We start from the raw sequence: 20076 nt of genomic DNA, 5'->3' as shown, positions 1-20076 counted from the left end.
ATAAATACTGGTCATGCATACAGTACACTTTAATTAATGCCTTCGCCAAAACTTCAGACGAACCGTCCAGTATAGGCAGCACCTGTGCGCACAAGGCACCAGCTGCACAGCGTTACGCTGGACAAATACCGACCATTTATCGGCATCTACTGAACCAAAGACACAGGCAGACACTCAGAGAGAGTGGACTTACTCCATGATCATTTTTAGGGCGCCTCTGGCGCCTTTTCTTTTGCCCGGCATTAACCAGGCCAGGCCTACTCCTGCGCGATCCCCGTCACGGTAATCGCGTACCGTTCCAGAAGTTGCACTGCAGGCGTTTGTTCCTCATGGGGCAGCTCTTTGGGAGGCAGGGGCTTGAGGTTTTGCTCAGCCATGCGCAGCACCAACTCAACAGCCTCATCAATGCTGGGTTTTTGCGACGATTCAAACTCAAGACTCTCGGCGCTTTCATCGTGGTTATAGGTAATTCGCCAAACCGGCATAAAGCCTCCTCAATCTAAGGTTATGAACATCTAACCGCTATTCGGGCCTACAACCTTAGAAAGCGCAGAGCGATGACAGTTCGTTAGCGTTACATATTGAAAGCTATTGGATCGATCGTGGCTGAAGCAACATCAATCATCACACTGACCCGGTTGCTCAAACAGATTCTGCAGATATAAAAAAGCCCCGCAGTTTGCAGGGCTTTTCCAAAGTTTTGGAATCAGGCTTTTGGCAAGGTCACGCCACGCTGGCCCTGATACTTGCCACCGCGGTCCTTATAAGACACTTCGCACTCTTCATCCGACTCCAGGAAAAGCATCTGCGCCACGCCTTCGTTGGCGTAGATTTTCGCTGGCAGCGTCGTGGTATTGGAGAACTCCAGTGTAACGTGGCCTTCCCACTCGGGTTCAAGCGGGGTGACGTTGACTATGATGCCGCAGCGCGCATAGGTGCTCTTGCCGAGACAGATGGTCAGTACATTGCGTGGAATACGGAAGAACTCGACCGTGCGCGCCAGGGCAAATGAGTTCGGCGGGATGATGCAAACATCACTTTTCACATCAACGAAACTTTTTTCATCAAAGTTCTTGGGATCGACAGTCGCCGAGTTGATATTGGTGAAAACCTTGAATTCATCCGCGCAGCGAACGTCGTAACCGTAGCTTGAGACACCGTACGAGATTAATCGCTCGTTGCCCTCGGTACGTACTTGGCGCTCAACGAAAGGTTCGATCATGCCCTGTTCTTGGGCCATGCGGCGAATCCACTTATCCGATTTGATGCTCATGGCGGGCGTCCTGAGGTTAGTAATGACACAAAAGTGAGCGCATCTTACCGGGGCTGGCGGTAGGGTTCAAAGTTTGCCGTCGAATGTGCAAAAACTGAGCAATTTCTGATCCATCAGTCGTTAAATAACAGAAAGGTGCACACAGTATTCGCGCTTAGCGTGAAAAACGAGTATGGTGCTTCCACTGTGCTGCATGTGTCACCGCGAATCGCTACTTGATGCCTAGATTTCGATCCAAACATCGTCCGACTCCTAGTACTCGTTGCACTCAGTCCCGGCCTGGTTTTTTCCAGGGCTGTATATTACTTTTGTTAGGAGATTACACATGTCTAATCGTCAAACTGGCACCGTTAAGTGGTTCAACGACGAGAAAGGTTACGGCTTCATCACTCCACAATCTGGTGATGACCTGTTCGTACACTTCAAAGCTATCCAGAGCGATGGCTTCAAGAGCCTGAAAGAAGGCCAGCAAGTAACTTTCGTGGCCACTCGTGGTCAGAAAGGCATGCAAGCTGAGGAAGTACAAGTTATCTAACTTGTCCTCCCTATAAAGAACCCCGCTTCGGCGGGGTTTTTTTATGCCTGCAGAAACTCACCAGCCAGCAGCAATCCCGGCGCACCGGGACCGCCGCTGACGAGCCTCAGTCGTCGCTAACCGAAATAGTTGGCATGGCTTGCGCATTAGCACCACTTTGGGCAATTCGTGCACCAACGGTACGTGCGGTTTCCTGATAGATCATGGCTATCTGGCTTTCCGGGTCAGCGATGGTCGTTGGCTTGCCGCCATCTGACTGCATGCGGATGGCCATCGACAGCGGCAAAGAGGCAAGCAGATCGACATCAAACTGCTTGGCCAGCTTCTCACCGCCGCCTTCACCGAATAAATGCTCGGCATGACCGCAGTTCGAGCAGATGTGCACGGCCATGTTCTCGACCACGCCCAATACAGGGATATTGACCTTGCGGAACATCTCCACAAGGGATATTGACCTTGCGGAACATCTCCACCCCCTTCTTCGCATCCAGCAACGCCAAATCTTGCGGCGTGGTGACAATCACGGCACCGGCGACCGGGACTTTCTGCGCCAGTGTCAGCTGGATATCGCCAGTGCCTGGCGGCATGTCCACCACCAGATAATCCAGGTCAGTCCAGGCGGTCTGGGTGATCAACTGGATCAGCGCGCCGGACACCATCGGACCGCGCCACACCACGGGCGTATTCTCATCGGTCAGAAATGCCATGGACATCACTTCAACACCGTGGGCCTCAAGCGGCACGAACCATTTCTGATCCTTGACCAGTGGCCGTGTGCCCTCGGCGATGCCGAACATAATGCCCTGGCTAGGACCATAGATGTCGGCATCGAGAATACCCACCTTGGCGCCTTCACGGGCCAAGGCCAGGGCCAGGTTGGCCGCAGTGGTCGATTTGCCAACACCGCCTTTGCCCGAGGCAACCGCGATAATATTTTTAACATTGGCCAGTGCAGGCACTTGTTCTTGTGCCTTGTGCGCAGCAATCACGCAGTCAATCTGCACCTTGGCAGCCTCGACACCATCAAGATTGGTCAGCGCCATCTCCAGCACCTGCGCCCAGCCACTCTTGAACAAACCGGCGGCGTAGCCCAGTTCAAGGCGCACATTGACACTGCTGCCCTGAATATCGATCTCTCGCAGGCAACCGGCACTGACCGGGTCCTGATTCAAGTGCGGGTCGGTGTACTGACGCAGGGTGGCTTCAACTACTTCACGGGTGACAGACATGAAAACTCCCAAACAAAGGTCAAGTAACGCAGTCCAGCATGTTACCGCAAAGCCAGAGTTGCAACAGATGCCGACTTTTCCACCTTTGGACGGCCGCGCGGGATGAAAAAAAATGGCCAGGGCTATATAGTTGTCGACTTCCCTTGATTTACCAGTGCAGCCGATCTCTATGTCTGAAGCCCGCAAGATTCTCGTTACCAGCGCCCTGCCCTACGCCAACGGCTCGATCCACCTTGGCCATATGCTCGAGTACATTCAGACCGACATGTGGGTGCGCTTCCAGAAGCTGCGCGGCAACCAGTGCATCTATGTCTGCGCCGACGATGCCCATGGCTCGGCCATCATGCTGCGCGCCGAAAAAGAAGGCATCACGCCCGAGCAATTGATTGATAACGTCAAGGCCGAGCACACCGCCGACTTTGCCGACTTCGGGGTCGATTTCGACAATTACCACTCGACCCACTCCGAAGAAAATCGCGAGCTGTCTGCCGCGATCTATCTGAAACTGCGCGACGCCGGTCACATCGCCACGCGCTCGGTGACCCAGTATTTCGACCCGGAAAAGGGCATGTTCCTGGCCGACCGCTTCATCAAAGGCACCTGCCCGAAATGTGCGACGCCAGACCAGTACGGCGATAACTGCGAAAAATGTGGCGCGACCTACGAGCCAACAGAGCTGAAAGACCCGCGCTCGGCCATCTCTGGTGCCGTGCCGGTGCTGAAGGACTCCAAGCACTTCTTCTTCAAGCTGCCCGAGTTCGAGGCCATGCTCAAGCAATGGACGCGCGGTGGTGCGCTGCAAGATGCCGTTGCCAACAAGCTTGCCGAATGGCTCCACTCCGGCCTGCACGAATGGGACATCAGCCGTGATGCCCCCTATTTCGGCTTTGAGATTCCCGATGAGCCGGGCAAGTACTTCTATGTCTGGCTGGATGCGCCGATTGGCTACATGGCCAGCTTCAAGAACCTGTGTTCGCGCCGCCCTGACCTGGACTTCGACGCCTTCTGGAACCAGGACTCCAGCGCCGAGCTGTACCACTTCATCGGCAAGGACATCGTCAACTTCCACGCCCTGTTCTGGCCAGCCATGCTCGAAGGCGCGGGCCTGCGCAAGCCGACTGCGGTCAATGTACACGGCTATCTGACCGTCAACGGGCAGAAAATGTCGAAGTCGCGCGGCACCTTTATCAAGGCCCGCACCTACCTCGACCACCTCAACCCGGAATACCTGCGTTACTACTACGCCGCCAAACTGGGCCGTGGCGTTGATGACCTCGATCTCAACCTTGAAGACTTCGTGCAGAAGGTCAACTCCGACCTGATCGGCAAAGTGGTCAATATCGCCAGCCGTTGCGCCGGGTTTATCCACAAGGGTAACGCCGGCGTGCTGGTCGCCAGTAATGCCGCGCCTGAGCTGACAGAAGCCTTCAAGGCCGCAGCGCCAAGCATTGCGCAAGCCTATGAAACCCGCGACTTTGCCCGCGCAATGCGTGAAATCATGGGCCTGGCCGACCGCGCCAACGCCTGGATCGCCGACAAGGCGCCGTGGTCGCTGAACAAGCAGGAAGGCAAGCAGGAAGAAGTCCAGGCGATTTGCGCCCAGGCGATCAACCTGTTCCGCCAGTTGGTTATTTTCCTCAAGCCAGTGCTGCCAAACCTTGCCAGCGACGCCGAGAAGTTTCTCAATGTCGAACCGCTGCGCTGGGATGACCATCAAACCCAGCTGGCAGACCACCAACTGAACCCGTTCAGCGCACTGCTGACCCGTATCGAACCTGCGAAAATCGAAGCCATGACCGAAGCCTCCAAAGAAGACCTTGCCGCAGCTGAAGCCACCAACCAACCGGCGGGCAATGGTGAACTGGTAAAAGAGCCAATTGCCGCCGAGATCGCTTTCGACGCCTTTGCCGCAGTTGATTTGCGGGTTGCCCTGATTGAAAAGTGCGAGTTCGTCGAAGGCGCCGACAAACTGCTGCGCCTGAGCCTGGATATCGGTGATGCCAAGCGCAACGTCTTCTCCGGCATCAAGAGCGCCTACCCGGACCCAAGCAAGCTTGAGGGGCGCCTGACCCTGTATGTGGCCAACCTGGCCGCGCGCAAGATGAAGTTTGGTGTGTCCGAAGGCATGGTCCTGGCGGCTGGCCCCGGCGGCGAAGAGATTTACCTGCTCAGCCCGGACAGCGGTGCCAAGCCCGGCCAACGCGTCAAGTAACACGGCCCCAGGCGCTGTAACCCTGCCGCAGTACCTGCCACCAGCGGTGCTAGGCTTATAGGCCAATAACACTCAAGCCAATGCTGGCTTGAGTCTTATTTAGCTGTCATCGATAATAAACACCCTTTTTATACGGCCTTTGCCCGTCCAAACGGTACCCGCAATGACCGAACTCGCTCTGATTCTGGTTAGCGCCATCCTGGTCAACAACTTTGTGTTGGTGCAGTTTCTTGGCCTGTGCCCATTTATGGGTGTGTCGAAGAAAATCGAAACCGCGATTGGCTTGTCCCTGGCGACCCCCTTTGTCCTGACGCTGGCTGCCATGTGCAGTTCCCTGGTGCAGCAATACGTGCTAAAGCCACTGGATATCGAGTTCCTGCGCACCATCAGCTTTATCCTGGTGATCGCCGTGGTGGTGGAGTTTACCGAGGTGGTGGTTAAAAAGAATAGCCCGCTGCGGTACCGCGTCCTGGGGTTCTCCCTGCCGCTGATCACCACCAACTGCATTGTCTTGGGTGTTGCCCTGCTCAACGCCAACAAGAGCGAGTTCACCTTTATCACCGCCACTGCCAACGGCTTTGGCGCTGGCCTCGGCTTCTCCCTGGTCCTGGTCTTGTTTGCCGCCATGCGTGAGCGCATTGCCATTGCCGATGTACCCAAGTCATTCCAGGGCGCGGCAATCGGCATGGTCACCGCCGGCCTTATGTCGCTGGCCTTCATGGGCTTTACCGGGTTGATCAAGTTATGAGCCTGGTAATCAGCGCGGTTCTTGCGCTGCTGGCCCTGTGCCTGGTCTGCGGCGCCATCCTTGGTTACGCTGCGGTGCGTTTCAAGGTCGAAGGCGACCCCATTGCCGAGCAAGTCAACGCCCTGCTTCCACAAACCCAGTGCGGCCAGTGCGGTTATCCGGGCTGCAAGCCTTATGCCGAAGCCATTGCCGCTGGCGACAAGATCAACAAGTGCCCGCCCGGCGGCGAAGCGACCATCCAGGCGCTGGCCGATCTGCTGGATGTCGAGCCCGAGCCCCTTGATGCGGTCGAAGGCGAAAAGCCACAAATGGTCGCCTTCATCCGCGAAGCCGAATGCATTGGTTGCACCAAGTGCATCCAAGCCTGCCCGGTCGATGCAATTGTCGGCGCGGCCAAGCAGATGCACACGGTTATCGCCTCTGAATGCACCGGCTGCGACCTCTGTGTTGAGCCCTGCCCAGTTGATTGCATCGACATGCTCGAAGTCGGCAGCAGTGTACAAACCTGGAAATGGCAGCAGCCTCGGGCTCCCGGCCAACTAATCGCCACTGATCGCGACGCGAGCCACAGAGGCGAAGCTGCATGAGCCTGATGCAAATCTGGGATATTCCGGGCGGTATTCATCCGCCAGAGCGCAAAGACCTCTCCACCCAAACGCCGATCCAGGCCGCCCCATTGCCTGCGCGGTTGATAGTGCCGCTTAACCAGCATATCGGTGTTCCGGCCGAGCCAGTGGTTGCTTTTGGCGAGCATGTACTCAAGGGCCAACTGATCGCCAAGGCCAACGGTTTCGTGAGCGTACCGGTGCATGCACCGACATCCGGCAGCGTCAGCTTTATAGGCCCGCAGCCTTACCCGCACGTATCTGGCATGCTCGCCCCGGCCATCGTTATCGACAGCGACGGCAAGGATCAATGGTGCGCGCTACAGCCGTGCACCGACTATCGCCAGTTGGAGCCAAGCGCCCTGCTGGAGCTGATTCGTCAGGCCGGGATCAGTGGTTTGGGTGGAGCGGGTTTCCCCACAGCGGTGAAACTGACCGCACGCCCAACGCAAAAAATTCACACGCTGATTATCAACGGCACCGAGTGCGAACCCTATATCACCGCCGATGACATGCTGATGCGTGAGTTCGCCGCCGAGCTGGTTTCAGGCATCGAGATCCTCGCCCACCTGATCAATCCCGAGCAGGTGTTGATTGGCATCGAAGACAACAAGCCCGAAGCCATTGCCGCCGTGAAGCAAGCGGTGGGCGAGCGGCCGGTTTAAGTCTGCGTATTCCCAACCAAGTACCCCTCCGGCGGCGAGAAACAGCTTATCCAGATCCTGACCGGGGTCGAGGTGCCCAGCGGCGGCCTGCCTGCGGACATCGGCATGCTCTGCCAGAATGTCGGCAGCGCCGTTGCCGTACACAACGCGGTGGTACTCGGCCAGCCGTTGATCTCGCGGATCACCACCCTGACCGGCGAAGCGCTGGCGCGACCGATGAACCTCGAAGTATTGATCGGCACCCCTGTTGGCGAGTTACTCGACTTCACCGGGCTTGATCAGCAATCCTTGGGTCGTTTGATCATGGGCGGCCCGATGATGGGCTTCACCCTGCCCAACACAGATGTACCGGTGATCAAAACCAGCAACTGCCTGCTGGCATCCAGCGCCACGGAATTGCCTGCTCCAGCGCCAGCAATGCCATGCATTCGTTGCGGCGAATGCGCAGAGGCCTGCCCCGCCAGCTTGCTGCCGCAACAGTTGCACTTCTTTGCCCTCGGCCAGGACCACGAGCAGCTCAAGGCGCATAACCTGTTTGACTGCATCGAGTGCGGCGCCTGCGCCTATGTATGCCCCTCAAGCATTCCCCTGGTGCAGTACTATCGCGCCGCCAAGGGCGAGATTCGCGACCTGGAGCAGAAACAGCTCAAGGCCGAACAATCCAAGCAACGCTTCGAACTGCGCCAGGAGCGCTTGCGTCTCGCTGAAGAGAAAAAAGAAGCCGAGCGCAAAGCCCGCCAGGAGCGTGCCGCTCGCGCCAAGGCTGCCCAGACAGAGAGCCCGGCTACCGAGCCCGCCAACAGCACGGCTGCAAGCCCGGCCAGCAGCCTGAGCGATGAGTTGAAGAAGCTGAAGATTCAGGCAAGCATGGCGCAAGTCGCCCTGAAGAAAGCCGAAAAACAGCTCGCCGCGCACGACACACCTGAACTGCACACGCAGGCCAGCAACCTGCGCGAGGCAGCGCAAAAGGCACAAGAAGCCCTGGACACTGCTCTGGCCGCCGAGCCAGCCGCAGCACCAGCAGGCCCCACCGCCAATGATGCCGAGTTGAAAAAGGCCAAGACCGATGCCGCCATGCTGCGCGCGCAGCTGCGCAAGTTGGAGAAGATCGAAGCACCCACCGCCGAGCAAGCCAGCGAGTTGCAAAACCTGCGCGACCAGCTCGAGACGGCCGAGAAACGACTCACCAGCCTGCAGACAACCGCAACAGCGGCACCTGCCAAGCCAGCGCCCGCCGTCAATGATGCCGAGTTGAAAAGGGCAAAGATCGATCCCGCCATGCTGCGCGCCCACCTGCGCAAGCTGAAAAAGATCGAAGCACCCCCCGCCGAGCAACCCAGCGAGTTGCAAAACCTGCGCGACCAGCTCGAAGCAGCCGAAAAACGGCTCGCCAGCCTGCAGGCAACCGCAACAGCGGCACCTGCCAAGCCAGCGCCCGCCGCCAATGATGCCGAACTGAAAAAGGCCAAGATCGATGCCGCCATGCTGCGCGCCCAACTGCGCAAGCTGGAAAAGATCGAAACACCAACCGCCGAGCAAGCCACTGAGTTGCAAAACCTGCGCGACCAGCTCGAGACGGCCGAGAAACTGCTCACCAGCCTGCAGGCGCCTGTAGCAGCCGCGCCAGAAAAAACCGAGGCCAGTGTTGATCCATTGAAGAAAGCCAAGGTTGAACTGGCCATGGCCCGCGCGGCCTTGAAAAAAGCTGAAAAGGCCGGGGTCGAAGCCGATCAACTAAGCCGCTTGGCAGCCGCAGTAACGGCCGCCGAACAAGCCTTGCATGCTGCAGAGGAAGCATCGAGCAAACCCGCGCCACAATTGCAGCGCAGCGACAAGCGCCCGATTGACGAAACCAGCCGCGCCCTGAAAACCGAAGCGGCCTTCGCCCGCGCCGACCTGCGCAAACTGGAACGCGCCGAGAACGCCGATACTGCTGCCCTTGAGGCTGCACGCTCGCGCCTGGCTGCTGCCGAACAGGCACTGGCGACGCACCAGGCCACAGACCCAACCCTTTAGAGAGACTCGACAGCCAATGGCCTTGCCCCGCATCACATCGCCCCACGCCAAGGGCAGCAATCGCACACAGCGCGTCATGCTGCAGGTGTTGCTGGCAACCGTGCCCGGGATTATCGCCCTGACCTGGCTGTTCGGCTTTGGCACGCTGATCAATCTGATTTGGGCCAGCGCCTGCGCCCTGGGCTTTGAGGCATTGATTCTTGCCCTGCGTAAGCGCCCTGTAGGCTTCTTCCTCAAGGATTACAGCGCACTGGTGACTGCGGTACTGCTCGCACTGGCTTTGCCGCCCTACGCGCCCTGGTGGCTCACGCTGGTGGCAACGGGCTTCGCCATCAGCTTTGGCAAGCAACTGTATGGTGGCCTGGGGCAAAACCCGTTCAATCCGGCAATGGTCGGTTACGTCGTGGTGCTGGTTTCGTTTCCGGTCGAGATGACCAGTTGGCCAGCGCCGCACATGGTCGGTCCGCTGGATGCCGTGCAGCATATTTTTGGCTTGGCCAGCCTGCCCGACGGTTGGGCGCAAGCCACGGCCCTGGACGCGCTGAAGATCAATAAAAGCCTGACCATTGATGAACTCTGGATGCAAAACCCGGCTTTTGGTCGCTTCGGCGGCGCCGGAGCCGAGGTGGTCAACCTCGCCTTCCTGCTCGGCGGTATCTAACTGCTGCGCAAACGCCTGTTCACCTGGCATGCGCCCATCGGCATGCTCGCAGCATTGGCAATCATGAGCTTATTGTTCTGGAACGGCAGCGGCTCGGACTCCCACGGCTCACCACTGTTCCACCTGCTCAGTGGCGCAACCATGCTCGGTGCGTTCTTTATCGTCACCGATCCGGTTTCGGGCGCGACCAGTAACCTGGGACGCTTGCTCTTTGGCATAGGCGTGGGCGTGCTGGTCTACGTAATCCGTGCCTGGGGCGGCTATCCAGATGGCGTTGCCTTTGGCGTCTTGCTGATGAACCTGGCGGCGCCCACCATCGATTACTACACACGACCACGCACCTACGGTCATCGCAAGCCCACCCGTGGCTTCAAGCTCGGAGAATAACCAGTGGCCTTGCCTGAAATCAGCCGGTCGATGATCAAGAACAGCTTGGTGCTGGGACTCTTTGCAGTGGTCACCGTCGGCACAGTGGCGCTTACCCAACTGGGCACCGCATCACGTATCGAAACCGCGCAGCGTGAGGCCCAGGTCCGCGCGCTTGCGCAGATATTGCCCAGCGGCAGCTATGACAATCACCTGCTCGACAATGTTGTCCAGGTGTTTGATCCGAAACTGCTTGGCCTGAAAACACCAGAAGATGCCTACATTGCCCTCAAAGACGGCAAGCCCAGTGCAATCATCCTCAAGGCCGTCGCCCCGGATGGTTACAGCGGCGCGATTCACCTGCTGATCGGAATTAACGCCAATGGCACGCTGACCGGGGTAAGAGCGCTCAACCACCGTGAAACACCGGGCTTGGGCGACCGCATCGACCTGAGCAAAAGCAACTGGATCTTGGGCTTTAACGGCAAGTCGCTGAGCAACCCGGACGACAGCGGCTGGGCGGTCAAGAAAGACCACGGCGTGTTCGACCAGTTTGCCGGGGCCACTATCACGCCCCGAGCCGTGGTCAAGGCCGTGCACAAGGCCTTGCAGTACTTCGATGCCCACCAGCAACAACTGTTTGCCACTGAGCGTACGCCCAAACAGGAATCCAACTGATGGCCAGCACCAGCTACCGCGAAATCACCCTCAACGGCCTGTGGAAGAACAACCCCGGACTGGTTCAGTTGCTTGGCCTGTGCCCGCTGCTTGGCACCAGTAACTCCACGGTCAATGCCTTGGGCCTGGCACTGGCCAGCGCCCTGGTACTGATTTGCTCCAACACCGCAGTGTCGCTGGTGCGCGGCGTGGTGAACACCGCCGTGCGTCTTCCGGCGTTTGTGATGATCATTGCCGCACTGACCACCTGTATCGAGCTATTGATGCAGGCCTATACCTATGAGCTTTATCAGATTCTCGGCATTTTTATTCCGCTGATCACCACCAACTGCGTGATCCTGGGCCGCGCAGATGCCTTTGCCGCGAAGAACGATCCAGGCCGTGCAGCCTATGATGGTTTGATGATGGGCCTGGGTTTTGCAGCGGTGCTGGTGTCCATAGGCGCCATTCGCGAGTTGCTCGGCACCGGTATTCTGTTTGCCAATATGCAGTTGCTCTTTGGCCCCGCCGCAGCGAATTGGAAGATCACCCTGTTCAGCGACTACCAAGGCTTCTTGCTGGCCATTTTGCCGCCCGGTGCCTTTATCGTGCTGGGTTTGTTGATTGCCGGTAAAAACCGCATCGATTCAATATTGGCCGAGCGCGCCAAGGCCAGGCAGCCTGAAGTTGTGGTGCAAAGCCGCCGCGTTCGTGTAACAGGAGTCATTGAGTGAATGCCGCCAAACGCTACGAAATCTTCCGCCGCCTGCATGAAGACAACCCCGAGCCCAAAACCGAGCTGGCCTACAGCACACCCTTTGAGCTGTTGATTGCGGTCATCCTCTCGGCGCAAGCCACGGACGTTGGCGTGAACAAGGCCACGGCCAAGCTCTACCCCGTCGCCAATACTCCGGAAGCGATTTACGCCCTGGGGTACGACGGCCTGTGCGAGTACGTGAAAACCATTGGCTTGTATCCGAGCAAGGCAAAAAACATCGTCGAAACCTGCCGTATGCTGATTGAGTTGCACAACAGCCAGGTGCCAGAAACCCGCGAAGCGCTCGAAGCGCTGCCAGGCGTGGGCCGCAAGACCGCCAATGTGGTGCTCAACACGGCATTCCGCCAGTTCACCATGGCGGTCGACACCCATATTTTCCGCTTCAGCAATCGCACGGGCGTGGCCCCGGGCAAGAACGTGCTAGAGGTCGAAAAGAAGCTGCTGAAGTTTGTCCCCAAGGATTTTCTACTCGACGCCCACCACTGGATGATCCTCCACGGCCGCTACGTGTGCCAGGCGCGCAAACCGCGCTGTGGCAGTTGCCGCATCGAAGATCTGTGCGAATACAAGCAGAAAACATCTGACGATTGATTTTACAGTGACTTTTCTATCCTCCTGATTGAAAAAATCTTTTTTACCCGCTGCGATTTTGCCGCTATAAGGTGCGCAAATGGCTTGCACAGCCCGGAGTGGAAGATATGAGCACTGACAAAGAAGACCTGGACCTCGACGACGACTTTGTCTCAGACGATAGCGATGATAACGATGCACCGGTTGAGGTGGCGAAAACCAACCTGACCAAGCGCCGCATCATTGATAATTTTCTGGACGAACGCCGCCTGAACAAACAGCTGGCTGAATACGATTTCGATTTGTAAGCACTGCCCTGCATCAACGGCCCTTCCTGAAGCCTATAGCGCAGCAGGATCGACTCAGCAGGTTGAAAGGCAATAGCGCGGTCCAGAACCAGCGCTATTGCATTGTTTCACCCCGCCAAACCAGTGGCTATTCAGCCAGTACCTTATCCAACGCGTCCGCCAAGGTTGCGACCGTGCGCTCCAGGTTATTGAGCTTATCAAGACCAAACAGGCCCAAACGGAAAGTCTGGAAGTCTGCGGGCTCGTCACACATCAGAGGCACGCCCGAGGCGATCTGCAAGCCCTGGGCAGCAAACTTCTTACCGGTCTTGATATCGGCATCATCGGTGTAGCAAACCACCACGCCAGGCGCTTCAAAGCCCGCCGCCGCCACACTTTTAAAGCCCTTCTCTGCCAGCAAGGCACGAACCCTATCGCCAAGCGCCTGTTGTTCATCGCGCACTACATCAAAACCGTACTGCTCGGTTTCTTTCATCACATCGCGAAAGCGCACCAGTGAGTCGCTTGGCATGGTCGCGTGATAGGCGTGACCACCCTGCTCGTAGGCGCCCATAATCTGCAGCCACTTTTTCAGGTCGCAAGCAAAGCTGCTGCTTTCGGTACTTTCGATACGCTCGCGAGCCAACTCGCTGAACATTACCAATGCGCAGCATGGCGACCCGCTCCAGCCTTTCTGCGGTGCGCTGATCAGAATGTCCACGGCATTGGCCTGCATATCAACCCACAGCGCACCAGAGGCAATGCAGTCGAGCACGAAGATACCGCCAACCGCATGCACCGCATCGCCAATGGCGCGCATGTAGGCGTCTGGAAGAATGATTCCAGATGAGGTTTCAACGTGCGGAGCAAAGACTACGTCGGGCTTTTCCCGATGAATCGCGGCAACCACTTCTTCAATAGGCGCTGGGGCAAACGCTGCCTGGGGCTCAGTGCTTACAGGCCGCGCTTTGAGTACGGTGCTGTGCGCAGCAATCTTGCCCATCTCGAGAATCTGCGTCCAACGGTAGCTGAACCAACCATTACGCACGATCAGGCATTTTTTATCGCCGGCAAACTGACGCGCGACGGCCTCCATGCCAAAGGTACCGCTGCCTGGAACCACGGCCACTGCATGGGCGTTATAAACCTGCTTGAGGGTGCGCGAAATATCATTCATGACCTGCTGGAATGACTGCGACATGTGATTCAGCGAACGATCGGTATACACCACCGAATATTCAAGCAGGCCTTCTGGATCAACAGATGAGACTGAATTGTGCATAGGGTTACCTTGTAGACAGTGGCAGTAAATGCGCAGGGCTCGGCTGGATTGCAGCACAGTGCCCTGGGCTGGCAAGTGGCAAATCAGTCGTTGCGTGAGGGCGACAACAGCTCGATCTTATAGCCGTCCGGGTCTTCGACAAACGCAAGAATGCTGGTGCCATGCATCATCGGGCCTGGTTCACGGGTAATCTTGCCGCCGCGCGAGCGGATGTCATCACAGGCTTTGTAAACGTCCTCGACTTCCAGGGCAATGTGCCCGTAGCCGTTGCCAAGGTCGTAACTTTCGGTGCCCCAGTTGTGGGTCAGTTCAAGTACCGAGTTGTGCGCTTCATCCCCGTAGCCAACAAAGGCCAGGGTGAATTTACCGTCCGGATAATCCTTGCGGCGCAGCAGGGTCATGCCCAGCACTTCGGTGTAGAAAGCGATGGATTTATCCATATCGCCGACGCGTAGCATGGTATGCAACAAGCGCATGATAAAGGCTCCATAGAGTCGTTATGGCAAATGCAAAAGGCCACTATTTGGCCTCTACTAAATGAAAGCCTATTGTGAGCGCCCTAACGGATTCTGACCAGTCTTGCGCTCGATCAAGCCCCTGGAGCGCTGGACCTGGATTATAGGGAAAGCGCTCTAAAGCGCTTTCTTGAGGGTTTTTCGGCCTAGATCGTCCTTGGCATCATGCGCCCGGTCCTTCTTGTCGGAGATACCATCTTTTGCGTCATCGACCTTATCTTTCTTGTCGTCCAGACCCATGCTATCGGAAGCGGCTTCTTTTGCATCACAGCGACCACCAACACCCACGGTGGCTTTCATGGCTGCGCTTTTAGCTGCCTTTTCAGGGGTGCAATCGGGGTCAATAACCCCAGCCTGGAGGTTCAAGCAAAACAGGCCAAGGCTTAGGCCAGCGAGTAATTTGTACATGAGCACTACTCCTTTTAAAGGCGGACAACGCGAAGGTTATCCGCCATGGCTCAAACGCCTGAACCGTCAGAGATGAGCCAACTTTTCACCTGTTCGCGCCAACCAATGACGCATAAAAAAGCCTCATATAGACAAGGCTATATGAGGCTTGATGGACTACTGAAAGCTTAGATCAGTTTGCGACCCTTGTTGGCAGCAATACGCATGCGCAGGGCATTCAACTTGATAAAGCCTGCGGCGTCTTGCTGGTTGTAGGCTCCGCCGTCTTCCTCGAAGGTTGCGATGTTGGCATCAAACAGCGATTCATCCGACTTGCGGCCGACAACGATAACGTTACCCTTGTACAGTTTCATGCGAACCACGCCGTTCACGTTGACCTGCGAGGCATCGATCATCTGCTGCAGCATGGTGCGCTCAGGGCTCCACCAGAAACCGTTGTAGATCAGGCTGGCGTACTTAGGCATCAGCTCATCCTTGAGGTGAGCGACTTCGCGGTCCAGAGTGATCGACTCAATGGCGCGGTGCCCCTTGAGCATGATGGTGCCGCCTGGGGTTTCGTAGCAGCCGCGCGACTTCATGCCGACAAAGCGGTTCTCGACGATGTCGAGGCGACCAATACCGTTCTCGCCACCGATGCGGTTGAGCTCGGTCAGCACAGTTGCAGGCGTCATTTCCTTGCCGTCGATGGCAACGATGTCACCCGCGCGGTAAGTCAGTTCGATGTAGGTTGGGGTGTCCGGCGCCAGCTCTGGCGACTTGGTCCAACGCCACATGTCTTCTTCGTGCTCGGTCCAGGTATCTTCCAGCACGCCGCCTTCATAGGAGATGTGCAGCAAGTTGGCATCCATCGAGTATGGCGATTTCTTCTTGCCGTGGCGCTCGATTGGGATGCCGTGCTTTTCAGCGTAATCCATCAGTTTTTCGCGGGACATCAGGTCCCACTCGCGCCACGGGGCAATCACCTTGACGCCCGGCTTGAGTGCATAGGCGCCCAGTTCGAAACGAACCTGGTCGTTGCCTTTGCCGGTGGCACCATGGGAAATGGCGTCAGCGCCGGTTTCGTTGGCAATTTCGATCAAGCGCTTGGCAATCAGCGGACGCGCGATCGAGGTACCGAGCAGGTACTCGCCTTCGTAAACAGTGTTGGCACGGAACATCGGGAAGACGAAATCGCGAACGAACTCTTCGCGCAGGTCATCAATGTAGATTTCCTTGACGCCCATGGCCTGAGCTTTAGCGCGAGCTGGCTCAACTTCTTCGCCTTGACCGAGGTCAGCAGTGAAGGTCACTACTTCACAGTTGTAAGTATCTTGCAGCCACTTGAGGATCACTGAAGTGTCCAGGCCACCGGAATATGCCAGGACTACCTTGTTTACATCGGCCATGCCATGAACTCCATGGGGTTGTACGGAAAGCCGACCATTCTACTGACCCTGGCGGCCAATTTACAGAGGCGCGACAGCTTAAGACGACGAGGCGACAAATTGTTTAGCCGATGCGACTGCAAAAACCCGGTCAGGAAGTCGCGGCGGGATCGGCTGGCGCTGTAGCTTTTGGCGCCGGAGCCGGCTCATCCGGGGCTTTTTCAACAGCCTGCTCGGGGACTTTATCCAAAGTGATGGACACGCGCCGGTTCTTCGCCCGATTGGCCGGGCTGTTATTGGGCACTATTGGGTAGCGCTCGCCGTGGAAGCGCATGGTGATTTGCTCCGCTGGCACACCGTGCGCTTCCAGGTAGCTCATGACCGCCATTGCCCGGCGCCGCGACAAGTCGCGGTTGGTCAAACGGCTGCCACTGTTATCGGAATGGCCCTCAAGCAGAATTCGATTGACCGCAGGATCCGACTTGAGGAAATCCAGGAGTATCTGCAGCTTGGCCTCGGCCATTGGATTAAGATCGACGCCACCATTGGGAAAGCCAATGCGACTCTGCCTGACCTGATTGAAGTTAACCGGAAGCAGCTTGGCGGTGCAGGCCAGGTAATCGGTGTAGGCCTTCTTGAACTTGACCGGTAGCAGGCGGACTTCAACCCGCTCTCCTCCTTGAATAGCCAGATGCTGCACCAACGGGCTGCGACCATCCAGCAACCCGGCGAGCAAACGTCCGGCTTGGGCCTGGGAACTGTTGAACGGAATATTGCCGTCGCTAACCCCAACCCGACCCAGGTTGATATCCGAGCGTCCCGGCTGCCACGGTGCGGCCGCCGCAAGCAAGGTTGCCGAGCCAGGGCTCAGCCAGCGGCCTTGGGTCTGCAAACGAAAAGTGGCTTGCTCACCAGCCTTCCTGACAAACTCACCGACGCCGAAATCCGTCACGGGCTGCGACAGCCGACACTCGAACTTATCGCCCTCCACTGTCCACTCAACATTCTCCAGACGCGTCTGAAAGCTAATGCCCCATGCAGGCAAACAGGTGCTCAAGCCAATGAGCAAGCACAGTGGGGTCATCGAAAGTTGGCGCACGGTGGGCTCCACACGTAATCACGGGTTTGCCTTTGATATCGGTTGCAGGCGCAAAAACTTAAGTACGCTGGTCGTGGATTTGCGCGTTAAGCGCACGGACGGCGTGCTCTGATGGGGGTTTTCCGGTAGGATTCGAGCCACGTTTTACCCGCCTGGAAGCCTCCATGATCGACCGTCTTACTCTGCTGCGTCCCGATGACTGGCATATTCACCTGCGCGACGGAGCTGTTCTGCCGCACACAGTGGCTGACGTTGCGCGTACTTTTAGCCGTGCCATCATCATGCCCAACCTGGTTCCGCCAGTACGCAACACCAGCGAAGCCGGTGCCTATCGCCAGCGCATACTCAGCGCCCGTCCGGAAGGCAGCCAGTTCGAACCGTTGATGGTGCTGTACCTCACCGACCAGACCAGCCCTGAAGATGTTCGCAGCGCCAAGGCCTCGGGCTTTGTCCATGCTGCCAAACTGTACCCAGCCGGCGCGACCACCAACTCCGATTCCGGCGTGACCAGTATCGACAATATATTCGCCACCCTGGAAGCCATGGCCGAAGTCGGCTTGCCGCTCTTGGTTCATGGAGAGGTGACCCGCAGTGACATCGATATCTTCGACCGCGAAAAACAGTTTATCGATGAGCACCTTGGTCGAGTGGTCGAGCGCTTCCCAACCTTGAAAGTCGTTTTCGAACACATCACCACCCGTGATGCCGTGGAGTTCGTCAAGGCCGCACCTGCCAACGTAGGCGCAACCATTACCGCTCACCACCTGCTATACAACCGCAATCACATGCTGGTCGGCGGTATTCGCCCGCACTTCTATTGCCTGCCGATCCTCAAGCGCAATGTGCATCAGGAAGCCTTGCTTGATGTCGCCACCAGCGATAATCGCAAGTTCTTCCTCGGCACCGACTCGGCGCCGCACGCCTTGCACGCCAAGGAATCAGCCTGTGGTTGCGCCGGCTGCTACACAGCCTTCGCCGCTATAGAGTTGTATGCCGAAGCTTTCGAGCAGCGCAATGCCCTGGACAAACTCGAAGCCTTCGCCAGCCTCAACGGCCCCGACTTCTATGGCCTGGCGCGCAATACCGAGACCATTACCCTGGTCCGTGACGACTGGGACGTACCGGCCAGCCTGCCTTTCGGTGAGCAAACTGTTACTCCACTGCGTGCTGGTGAAACCCTGCGCTGGCGCCTGCTGGAGCAAACTCAATGAGTGAAGATCAGTACGAAGAAGAACTGGAGGGCAACGCGCCCTCAGGCCCGCGCCACCCAATGGCGGCGCGTTTTCGCGGCTATCTGCCGGTGGTGGTAGATGTCGAAACCGGCGGTTTCAACAGTGCCACCGACGCGCTGCTGGAAATCGCCGCAACCACAGTAGGGATCGATGAACAGGGTTTTCTGTACCCCGACCACACCCACTTCTTCCGTGTAGAACCCTTTGCGGGGGCGAACATCGAACAGGCGGCGCTGGAGTTCACCGGCATCAAGCTTGATCATCCGCTGCGCATGGCGGTGAGCGAGGAACATGCCCTGACTGAAATCTTCCGTGGCCTGCGCAAGTCGCTGAAAGCCAATGGATGCAAACGCGCCATTCTGGTTGGGCACAACAGCAGCTTTGACCTTGGTTTTCTTAATGCGGCGGTTGCCCGTACCGGCATCAAGCGCAACCCCTTCCATCCATTCTCAAGCTTCGACACCGCAACCCTGGCTGGCTTGGCCTATGGCCAAACCGTTCTGGCCAAAGCCTGCCAGGCGGCGAGCATCGAGTTTGATGGTCGTGAAGCACATTCGGCACGTTACGACACCGAAAAGACAGCCGAGCTGTTCTGCGGCATCGTCAACCGCTGGAAAGAGATGGGTGGCTGGGAAGACTTCGACGACTGAAGCCCTTGCACGGGCGATGCTGAACTCATGAACAACGCATAAAAAAACCGGCCATAAGCCGGTTTTTTTATGCGCCAGGTAACGCTCAGGTGAGCAGCGCCCACCTGAAGGCAAACCCTTACAGGTTGGCAGCGTTCTCGGACAGGTAGGCAGCAACACCGTCTGGCGATGCAGTCATGCCTTTGTCGCCTTTCTTCCAGTTTGCCGGGCAAACTTCGCCGTGCTCTTCGGTGAACTGCAGGGCATCAACCAGACGCAGCAGCTCGTCCATGTTACGGCCCAGCGGCAGGTCGTTCACGATCTGCGAGCGAACAACACCGTTGAGGTCGATCAGGAAAGCGCCACGGAAAGCCACGCCGCCTTCAGACTCAACGTCGTAGGCTTTGCAGATGTCGTGGTTGATGTCAGCTGCCAAGGTGTACTTGACCTGGCCAATGCCGCCCTTGTCTACCGGGGTGTTGCGCCATGCGTTGTGGGTGAAGTGGGAGTCGATGGAAACACCGATCACTTCAACGTTACGCGCCTGGAACTCAGGAATACGGTGATCCAGAGCGATCAGCTCCGAAGGGCATACGAAGGTGAAGTCCAGCGGGTAGAAAAATACCAGGCCATATTTGCCTTTGATCGCAGAGGACAGGCTGAAGCTGTCAACGATTTCGCCTGTACCCAATACAGCTGCGACGTCGAAATCAGGGGCTTTCTTACCTACGAGTACGCTCATTCGATATCTCCTAAAAAGTTTTGAGTAGTGCGAGTAGCCTAGCGCTATAACACGACAACGCAATGACGCTCCCCGCACTGACTGGGCCCACCATCATACACTTCGATTTTAGGCCTCGCCCACCGCTTTTTGACCTTGGGTCCTGCAAGGCAACTCAGCCAGGGGATAACCGTTCATCAGGGTTTTTCGATTTATCCAACATA

Annotated in this window: 18 protein-coding genes and 3 pseudogenes; 12 read left to right on the top strand and 9 right to left on the bottom strand. The window is 57.3% G+C overall.

Translation table 11 applies throughout. From position 1 onward, the window contains the following. Positions 1–257: 257 nt before the first annotated feature. Together PSES9_RS0104415 and dcd are read right to left on the bottom strand one after the other, a co-directional pair. Positions 258–485, bottom strand: a complete 228-nt coding sequence (locus PSES9_RS0104415; protein WP_010484521.1) for a hypothetical protein — start codon at positions 483–485, stop codon at positions 258–260. A gap of 221 nt (positions 486–706) precedes the next feature. Further along, the gene (gene dcd / locus PSES9_RS0104410; RefSeq protein WP_010484519.1) at positions 707–1273 is read right to left on the bottom strand and encodes a dCTP deaminase; all 567 of its coding nucleotides are present in this window, start codon (positions 1271–1273) and stop codon (positions 707–709) included. A 325-nt stretch (positions 1274–1598) separates the two neighbouring features. Between dcd and PSES9_RS0104405 the strand changes: the two genes are divergently transcribed. Then, positions 1599–1808 (top strand): cold-shock protein, encoded by a 210-nt coding sequence (locus tag PSES9_RS0104405; RefSeq protein ID WP_010484518.1) that lies wholly within the window; start codon positions 1599–1601, stop codon positions 1806–1808. A 106-nt stretch (positions 1809–1914) separates the two neighbouring features. Here PSES9_RS0104405 and apbC read toward each other — a convergent pair. Further along, positions 1915–3037 (bottom strand): annotated as a pseudogene (apbC, locus tag PSES9_RS22980) (iron-sulfur cluster carrier protein ApbC). Between the two features lie 169 nt (positions 3038–3206). On the opposite strand from apbC, the gene metG reads away from it, so the two are divergent. From metG to PSES9_RS0104355, 9 genes and pseudogenes are all read left to right on the top strand, one after another. Beyond that, entirely contained in the window at positions 3207–5249 is a 2043-nt protein-coding gene (metG, locus tag PSES9_RS0104395) for a methionine--tRNA ligase (protein WP_010484513.1), read from the top strand. Positions 5250–5412: 163 nt separating this feature from the next. After that, positions 5413–5997 (top strand): electron transport complex subunit RsxA, encoded by a 585-nt coding sequence (gene rsxA / locus PSES9_RS0104390; protein ID WP_010484511.1) that lies wholly within the window; start codon positions 5413–5415, stop codon positions 5995–5997. Beyond that, positions 5994–6584 (top strand): electron transport complex subunit RsxB, encoded by a 591-nt coding sequence (rsxB, locus tag PSES9_RS0104385; protein WP_010484509.1) that lies wholly within the window; start codon positions 5994–5996, stop codon positions 6582–6584. Before rsxA ends, rsxB begins: the two co-directional genes overlap by 4 nt. Beyond that, positions 6581–9283, top strand: a pseudogene (rsxC, locus tag PSES9_RS22975) (electron transport complex subunit RsxC). Before rsxB ends, rsxC begins: the two are co-directional and overlap by 4 nt. A 16-nt stretch (positions 9284–9299) precedes the next feature. Beyond that, positions 9300–10331: pseudogene (rsxD, locus tag PSES9_RS22970) on the top strand (electron transport complex subunit RsxD). A 30-nt stretch (positions 10332–10361) separates the two neighbouring features. After that, entirely contained in the window at positions 10362–10988 is a 627-nt protein-coding gene (rsxG, locus tag PSES9_RS0104370) for an electron transport complex subunit RsxG (protein WP_177313038.1), read from the top strand. Further along, positions 10988–11701 (top strand): electron transport complex subunit E, encoded by a 714-nt coding sequence (locus PSES9_RS0104365; protein WP_010484506.1) that lies wholly within the window; start codon positions 10988–10990, stop codon positions 11699–11701. Before rsxG ends, PSES9_RS0104365 begins: the two co-directional genes overlap by 1 nt. After that, entirely contained in the window at positions 11698–12336 is a 639-nt protein-coding gene (gene nth, locus PSES9_RS0104360) for an endonuclease III (protein ID WP_010484503.1), read from the top strand. Before PSES9_RS0104365 ends, nth begins: the two co-directional genes overlap by 4 nt. Before the next feature lie 107 nt (positions 12337–12443). Next, positions 12444–12623, top strand: a complete 180-nt coding sequence (locus PSES9_RS0104355) for a PA3496 family putative envelope integrity protein (protein WP_010484502.1) — start codon at positions 12444–12446, stop codon at positions 12621–12623. A gap of 127 nt (positions 12624–12750) precedes the next feature. On the opposite strand, the gene PSES9_RS0104350 is transcribed toward PSES9_RS0104355, so the two are convergent. From PSES9_RS0104350 to PSES9_RS0104330, 5 genes are all read right to left on the bottom strand, one after another. After that, the gene (locus PSES9_RS0104350; protein WP_010484500.1) at positions 12751–13884 is read right to left on the bottom strand and encodes an aminotransferase class V-fold PLP-dependent enzyme; all 1134 of its coding nucleotides are present in this window, start codon (positions 13882–13884) and stop codon (positions 12751–12753) included. Positions 13885–13967: 83 nt separating this feature from the next. After that, positions 13968–14360 carry a lactoylglutathione lyase gene (gloA, locus tag PSES9_RS0104345; RefSeq protein ID WP_010484498.1) on the bottom strand — a complete coding sequence of 131 codons (393 nt, stop codon included), beginning with the start codon at positions 14358–14360 and terminating at the stop codon, positions 13968–13970. A 156-nt stretch (positions 14361–14516) separates the two neighbouring features. Next, complete coding sequence (locus PSES9_RS22965; RefSeq protein ID WP_010484496.1) at positions 14517–14807, bottom strand: hypothetical protein; 291 nt, start codon at positions 14805–14807, stop codon at positions 14517–14519. A 167-nt stretch (positions 14808–14974) separates the two neighbouring features. Continuing rightward, on the bottom strand, positions 14975–16192 hold the full coding sequence (locus PSES9_RS0104335; RefSeq protein ID WP_010484494.1) for an argininosuccinate synthase: 1218 nt from the start codon (positions 16190–16192) through the stop codon (positions 14975–14977). Positions 16193–16322: 130 nt separating this feature from the next. Next, positions 16323–17255 carry a flagellar protein MotY gene (locus PSES9_RS0104330; RefSeq protein WP_010484492.1) on the bottom strand — a complete coding sequence of 311 codons (933 nt, stop codon included), beginning with the start codon at positions 17253–17255 and terminating at the stop codon, positions 16323–16325. 179 nt (positions 17256–17434) lie between these two features. On the opposite strand from PSES9_RS0104330, the gene pyrC reads away from it, so the two are divergent. After that, the gene (pyrC, locus tag PSES9_RS0104325) at positions 17435–18481 is read left to right on the top strand and encodes a dihydroorotase (protein WP_010484491.1); all 1047 of its coding nucleotides are present in this window, start codon (positions 17435–17437) and stop codon (positions 18479–18481) included. After that, a complete protein-coding gene (gene rnt / locus PSES9_RS0104320) occupies positions 18478–19152 on the top strand; it encodes a ribonuclease T (protein ID WP_010484489.1) in 675 nt (224 codons plus the stop codon). The genes pyrC and rnt overlap by 4 nt, the downstream gene beginning before the upstream one ends. Positions 19153–19270: 118 nt before the next feature. Here rnt and PSES9_RS0104315 read toward each other — a convergent pair whose 3' ends face one another. Further along, a complete protein-coding gene (locus tag PSES9_RS0104315; RefSeq protein ID WP_010484487.1) occupies positions 19271–19873 on the bottom strand; it encodes a peroxiredoxin in 603 nt (200 codons plus the stop codon). Positions 19874–20076: the final 203 nt, after the last annotated feature.

The organism is Pseudomonas sp. S9 (assembly GCF_000222125.1).
Taxonomy (GTDB): Bacteria; Pseudomonadota; Gammaproteobacteria; order Pseudomonadales; family Pseudomonadaceae; genus Aquipseudomonas; species Aquipseudomonas segetis.
This window is presented reverse-complemented; position numbering and strand designations above follow the sequence as displayed.